Genomic DNA, 6,279 nt, shown 5'->3' with positions numbered 1-6,279 from the left:
GTTTATTAGGCTTGTCACGGAAATAAACAAAGACTAATTCGGTCTGTGCAAAAACAAAGGTGGTGTAAATCAGAAAAAAAGAAAGTAAATGTCTTTTCATTTTTTTATCTTTTCAAATAAATGTAAATTTACAAAATAATTTAAGTCGTATGAAGAAAATACAAATGGTTGACTTGCAAAGTCAGTATTATAAGTTAAAATCAGATTTGGATAACGCAATTATTAATGTAGTGGGAGATGCTATGTTTATCAATGGTCCAGAAGTGAAATCTTTCCAAAAAGAGTTGGAAGATTACTTGGATGTGAAGCATGTTATCCCTTGTGCTAATGGTACAGATGCCTTACAAATCGCATTGATGGCTTTGGGTCTTCAGGAAGGAGACGAAGTCATTACTTCTGATTTTACTTTTGCTGCAACCGTGGAAGTTATTCATTTATTGAAGTTAAAAGCAGTCTTGGTAGACGTAGATTACGATACATTTACGATGGATATTGATAAATTAAAAGCTGCAATTACAGATAAAACGAAAGCGATTATTCCAGTACATTTGTTTGGGCAGTGTGCTAATATGGAGGAGATTTTGAAGGTTGCTAAAGAGCATCACCTTTTTGTAGTGGAAGACAATGCACAAGCTATTGGAGCGGATTTTACGTTTTCTGATGGAAGTGTGAAAAAATCAGGAACAATGGGAACAATTGGGACAACATCGTTTTTTCCATCGAAAAATCTTGGTTGTTATGGAGACGGTGGAGCAATTTTCACCAATGATGATGCTTTGGCTCACCGTATGAGAGGGATTGTTAATCATGGAATGTACGAAAGGTATTATCATGACGAGATTGGTGTTAATTCGAGATTGGACAGCATACAAGCTGCAGTTTTGAGAAAAAAATTACCAAATTTGGATTCTTACAACGAGGCTCGTAGAAAGGCAGCAGATTATTATGATGAAGCATTTGCCAACCATCCACAGATTTTGCTTCCAAAAAGAGCAGAAAATTCGACACACGTTTTTCATCAATATACATTGAGAATTCTTAATGGCAAAAGAAATGAATTGAGAGATTTCCTAGCAGAAAAAGAGATTCCAGCGATGATATATTATCCGGTGGCTTTGAGAAAGCAGAAGGCTTATTATCAGGAGTCAAATGATGCAGATTTTGTGAATACCGACAAGTTGTTAGACCAAGTAATTTCACTTCCAATGCATACCGAATTAGATGACGAGCAATTGAAGTACATTTCAGATGCTGTTTTAGAATTTATGGGATAGATGAATCAAAGCGTTTTTGATAACAAAAAACTTTATGTTTTTTCTTTAGTTCTATATGGGTTACTAACTATATTTTGTGTCTTAACTATTATTATTAAGCTTGATTACAATGTAAGTTTTGTATATGTAGGCTTTAGTATAATGTTTTGCATCATGTATCTGGCAACACTTTTTGCAATTGTAAAAAGGAATAGTAATGTACTAAAACTTATTTACAGAACCATTATATACACAGTTGTGGCATCTGTATTTCAGATTGCAATCATGGTTAAGAATCAAGTATTTGGGAGTTTTGATTTGGTGATCAACACAATTATTGCTTTAGTGATGCTAATTTATGGTGGCACGATATATTTTTTCAGTAAGAAGTTTTTTGAACACGAAATTGACGATATCGGAAAAGAATAATTAATAGGAGCGGGCTTTAGCCCGCTTTTGGTTTTAAAGAATATTTTGGTTTTAACCGAAATTTATCTGAAAATATTAGGACAAACGTATCTAAAAAAAATATTTAAGATTATCAATTGACTATATTTTGTCATTTCCCGTAGATTTCGCAGAATTTATGATTAATGAAGTTAAAATCTGCGGAATCTGGGGGAGTTTTTATCAGAAAACAATTAAGATGAGTTTACTTTGCTGAGAATAACTTTACCAGCAACCCACAAAAAAATCCTTATTTTTGCAGGAAAACAAGTGTCATTAGAGCTCAAAGCTTTAACAACGCCCCAAAAATTAAATAAAAATAATGAAACCAAGTTTAGCAAAAGGAACACGTGATTTCACCGCTGATGAAGTAGTGAAAAGAAGATATATTATCAATATTTTACAGAAGAATTTCGAACTATTTGGATTTCAACCTTTGGAGACTCCAAGTTTTGAAAACTTGTCCACTTTGACTGGTAAGTACGGTGAAGAAGGCGACCGTTTGATTTTCAAAATTCTGGATTCTGGAGATTATTTAAAAGTAATAAAAGAAAATTGGACTAAATCATTAAATCTTTCTGATAGAATAAATGACCTATTCGGACAAATTCGAGCCTATTCAAAAAGTCAAAATTTGATGTCAATTGTAGTTGGTGCAGGAGCAGACTTTATAAGTGAATTAATTACAGAAGAGAGTTTTTTTAAAGACTTAGAATTACTCTATGAAAATTATAAAATGGGAAATGATGAAAATTCTTTTCGCGAGTTGATTTTACAACAGAAAATATTACTTTTTCATTATGATAAAATAATTAGAGAATTTGATTCCAAGAAAACGATTCCTGAAGTTTCCGACAAAGCCCTTCGTTACGACCTTACTGTTCCATTTGCACGTTTTGTAGCGATGAATCATGGTCAACTTAATTTTCCTTACAAGCGTTATCAGATTCAGCCTGTTTGGAGAGCAGATAGACCTCAAAAAGGAAGATTCAGAGAGTTTTATCAATGCGATGCCGATGTTGTAGGAAGCGAAAGTCTATGGCAAGAAGTGGATTTGGTTCAACTGTATTTGACTTCTTTTCAAGATTTAAGGATTCCTGTTAAAATCCATATTAACAATCGAAAAATCCTTTCTGGATTGGCAGAATTTGCAAATATTTCGGAGCAGTTGATAGATTTTACCGTCGCATTGGATAAGTTAGACAAAATAGGCAAAGATGGTGTCGTTAAAGAATTGAGAGAAAAAAATATCTCAGAAGAAGCGATCGGAAAGTTATCCTTTTTGTTTGATGGTAATACTCAAGAGCAAGTTTTGGAGATCCTTAAATCTAATTTCTCCGGAATCGAAATTGGTAAAAAAGGAGTTGAAGAATTGGAGTTTGTTCTTGACCAATGCAAAAATCTTGGGATTAAAGACGAATTGGTTTTTGATATTACCCTTGCGCGAGGTTTGGACTATTATACGGGTGCCATTTTCGAGGTTAAAGCTCAAAACGTTGTCATGGGTTCTATTGGTGGAGGCGGGAGATATGATAATCTGACAGAGGTTTTTGGGGTTAAAGATATTCCTGGAATTGGGATTTCCTTCGGATTGGACAGGATTTACCTTGTGATGGAGGAATTGGGCGTATTTCCTGAAGAAACTGGCAATAAAGTAGAATATTTATTCTTTAATTTCGGAGATAACGAAAGCTCTGAAGCTCTCAAAATTATAGCTCAACTGAGAAAGAAAGGCGTTTCGTGTGAGTTGTATCCAGAAAATGCAAAAATGAAAAAGCAGTTTTCTTATGCAGAGAAGAAGGGGATTTCTAACGTCATTTTCTTAGGCGAAGAAGAACTGAAAAACCAAACATTGACTGTTAAAAACATTGTTTCTGGCGAACAAAGCACGGTTTCCGTCGCTGAATTTCTGAAGTAAATGTCAAATTATCACATTCTCAACGGTGATTATTTAGCTCAAAATTTTCCAAAAGAGTTGGGAGAGCGTAGGATTGTTTGGAGAGAATGTCTGGTTGACGGACCATTGTCTGAAGAAAATTTCTTCAAGAATAGAGAAAGATTTATTTCGGAAGGTTACGGAATATTGGAAGCCGGTTATTACAATAAAGTTTTAGTTGAATTTCAAAAATTGAAGGCAATTCCAGATGGTTCAAAAGTCTATTTTTGGTTTGGTCATGACCTTTTCTGCCAAGTTAATTTTTGGTTTCTTGTTGATGCTTTGAAGGATCGGGATTTAGAACTTTTTAGAGTGTTTCCTAAAGGTGAATATTTTGATTTTGAATATTTTAAATCTGATTATTTCAATGATTTTATAGATAATTCAGCGGTCATCAATCGGTTTGAAATGGAACAGATTTCAAAGCTTTGGAAACAGTATCAATTAAGTCAATCATTTGAGGTTTTCCCTTCGGAAGTTATTCGTCATTTTCAAGAATTGGCTCGAGCTAATGACCAACGTTTTAACGGAGAATTAGAGAAAGAGTTAAAAGAATTGAAGTCACAAACCTCTGACTTCCCAAGTTTTTTTGAAGTATTTCAAAAGCAATTCCCCATTTATGGATTCGGGGACTTACAAGTCAAGAATCTATGGCAAAAATTATAAATTACATTGAAAAACAATTCGTTATGGAAAATTATTTAGATATCAACCGCGATTCTTGGAATGCAAAAGTAGAGCCTCATTTGAAGTCCGTCTTTTATGATGTCGAAGGATTCCTTAAAGGAAAATCGTCTCTTAATTCTTTTGAATTAGATCTTTTAGGAGATGTTTCTGGAAAGAAAATTTTGCATTTGCAGTGTCATTTTGGACAGGACTCGATTTCGCTTTCGAGGATGGGAGCGCAAGTGACGGGAATTGATTTATCCGATAAAGCGATTGATGCCGCAAGAAATCTTGCAACTCAATGTGGAACAGATACGCAATTCGTTTGTTCGGATGTTTATAATTTACCACAAGTTTTAGAAGGGGAGTTTGATATCGTTTTTACGAGTTACGGAACGATTGGTTGGCTTCCTGATTTGCAAAAATGGGCAAAGGTGATTTCACATTTTTTGAAACCAAATGGACAATTTGTTTTTGCGGAGTTTCATCCTTTTGTTTGGATGTATGATGATGATTTTCAGTTTGTAAAGTACAGTTACTTCAACAAAGAGTCGATTGTTGAAACCTTCGATGGAACTTATGCTGACAAAAAGGCCAACATTACTCAACAATATGTGACATGGAATCATCCGATATCTGACGTACTTACCGCTTTATTATCCAATGGATTAGAGATAAGGGCTTTTAGAGAGTTTGATTACTCACCTTATCCATGTTTTATGCATAACGAAGAGATTGAGAAAGGGAAATATATTATTCCACAATTGGAACAGAAGATTCCAATGGTCTATGCATTAGAAGCACAAAAAAAGTCGCTCTAATGAGCGACTTCTACCATAAACTAAAAGAATAATACGTTATAAGATAAGTATTAAGATTTTTATTCTGTAGGCTTATCTGTAATTGTTTTCAACTCGTCCATTTTGTCCTGAGCTTTCTGTGACAAGTCATTAGCCTTAGATTTCAATTCAGTTCCCCATTTATTAAGGTTTTCTTTAGCAGTGTCAATTTTATCCTTAATTGCTTGTTTTTGTTCTGGTGTAGAGTTTTTGTACTTCCACCAAGCTAATGCTCCAAGTCCAAGTAAAGCTAAAATTCCAGTTTTTTTTGATGCCATTGTTTTAATTTTTTGTGTTAATATGAATGTACTTATGACTATGTAAAATCTATGCCAAATCCCATTTTCAATTTATAAAGTTTAGTTAAATTTATTTAAAATTATGTTATCAGATAGCCTCTAGACTTGAGGTTTAATCATTTAATTTTACTCCTTATAATAAAGGATTTTCCGTTTTACTTTTTGATATTATTACCGTACCATTCTTTCCAGTCTTTGGTTTCAGCATTAATTTCGTTAGTAAGCTTTAGCCTAGTTTCTTTTAGAAGTTTTTCCTTCTCTTTTCCTAGAACAAATTTTGCATTATAAGTACGTTCAATTTCATCTACGTAAGCTTTGATTTCATCTTTTTCTTGCTCAGTCTTTTGTCCTTTATTTAAAAACTGAATTGCATTCTGATGGTCGGCGAAATCTTCCTTGTAGATGATTGACTCGATTGGGACTACTTTTCCGTCCTTCTGGATTTGATAAGTTTGTTTCATCGCACCAAATGGAAGGATAGGAGATGACATCCGATCTCCACTGCACCAAAAAGTGTAAAATACCAACTGATTTTTACTGCTAAGTTCGTACATTCCAAGTTCCGAAGTTTCAGAACTGCAATCAGCAGATGAGGAAAAAGTCTTGTGACTCATCAATTTTTCATTATCACGATAAACTTCGATTTTCTTTTCGTCCTCTTGAGATTCAGTTTTTGAAATAATCTTAAAATGATGATTGCCTACGGTGAAAGTTTTGGTCTGTGCAAAAGCTGTCAAACAGAGGAAAATTGCGAGTAAAGTAATGATATTTTTCACTTTTAATTAGTTGAATTTGAGATACATCTAAGTTACGCAAATGAAAGGTAATTTGGAACGAAA

At 33.8% G+C, this 6,279-nt stretch carries 7 protein-coding genes; 5 read left to right on the top strand and 2 right to left on the bottom strand.

Annotation, left to right across the window (positions count from 1 at the left end; all coding sequences use genetic code 11):
- Positions 1–149: 149 nt before the first annotated feature.
- From AC4AGG_RS08100 to AC4AGG_RS08080, 5 genes are all read left to right on the top strand, one after another.
- A complete protein-coding gene (locus tag AC4AGG_RS08100) occupies positions 150–1,274 on the top strand; it encodes a DegT/DnrJ/EryC1/StrS family aminotransferase (RefSeq protein ID WP_489771485.1) in 1,125 nt (374 codons plus the stop codon).
- 153 nt (positions 1,275–1,427) lie between these two features.
- Positions 1,428–1,682 (top strand): hypothetical protein, encoded by a 255-nt coding sequence (locus AC4AGG_RS08095; protein ID WP_489771484.1) that lies wholly within the window; start codon positions 1,428–1,430, stop codon positions 1,680–1,682.
- A gap of 340 nt (positions 1,683–2,022) precedes the next feature.
- On the top strand, positions 2,023–3,618 hold the full coding sequence (gene hisS / locus AC4AGG_RS08090; RefSeq protein WP_489771483.1) for a histidine--tRNA ligase: 1,596 nt from the start codon (positions 2,023–2,025) through the stop codon (positions 3,616–3,618).
- Complete coding sequence (locus AC4AGG_RS08085; protein WP_489771482.1) at positions 3,619–4,302, top strand: DUF1835 domain-containing protein; 684 nt, start codon at positions 3,619–3,621, stop codon at positions 4,300–4,302.
- A gap of 23 nt (positions 4,303–4,325) precedes the next feature.
- Positions 4,326–5,123, top strand: coding sequence for a class I SAM-dependent methyltransferase (locus tag AC4AGG_RS08080; protein WP_489771481.1), 798 nt, complete (start codon positions 4,326–4,328; stop codon positions 5,121–5,123).
- A 59-nt stretch (positions 5,124–5,182) separates the two neighbouring features.
- On the opposite strand, the gene AC4AGG_RS08075 is transcribed toward AC4AGG_RS08080, so the two are convergent.
- Both AC4AGG_RS08075 and AC4AGG_RS08070 read right to left on the bottom strand, forming a co-directional pair.
- A complete protein-coding gene (locus tag AC4AGG_RS08075; protein WP_489771480.1) occupies positions 5,183–5,419 on the bottom strand; it encodes a YtxH domain-containing protein in 237 nt (78 codons plus the stop codon).
- Positions 5,420–5,595: 176 nt separating this feature from the next.
- Entirely contained in the window at positions 5,596–6,216 is a 621-nt protein-coding gene (locus AC4AGG_RS08070) for a hypothetical protein (protein WP_489771479.1), read from the bottom strand.
- Positions 6,217–6,279 lie beyond the last annotated feature (63 nt).

It is taken from the genome of Chryseobacterium sp. CG10_8, from assembly GCF_058117085.1.
The sequence above is the reverse complement of the archived record's forward strand: the minus strand, read 5'-3'. Positions and strand labels throughout refer to the sequence as shown.

Coding starts and splice junctions, on each gene's coding strand:
- AC4AGG_RS08100 (WP_489771485.1), top strand. CDS start 150: ATGAAGAAAATACAAATGGTTGACTTGCAAAGTCAGTATTATAAGTTA.
- AC4AGG_RS08095 (WP_489771484.1), top strand. CDS start 1,428: ATGTATCTGGCAACACTTTTTGCAATTGTAAAAAGGAATAGTAATGTA.
- hisS (WP_489771483.1), top strand. CDS start 2,023: ATGAAACCAAGTTTAGCAAAAGGAACACGTGATTTCACCGCTGATGAA.
- AC4AGG_RS08085 (WP_489771482.1), top strand. CDS start 3,619: ATGTCAAATTATCACATTCTCAACGGTGATTATTTAGCTCAAAATTTT.
- AC4AGG_RS08080 (WP_489771481.1), top strand. CDS start 4,326: ATGGAAAATTATTTAGATATCAACCGCGATTCTTGGAATGCAAAAGTA.
- AC4AGG_RS08075 (WP_489771480.1), bottom strand. CDS start 5,419: ATGGCATCAAAAAAAACTGGAATTTTAGCTTTACTTGGACTTGGAGCA.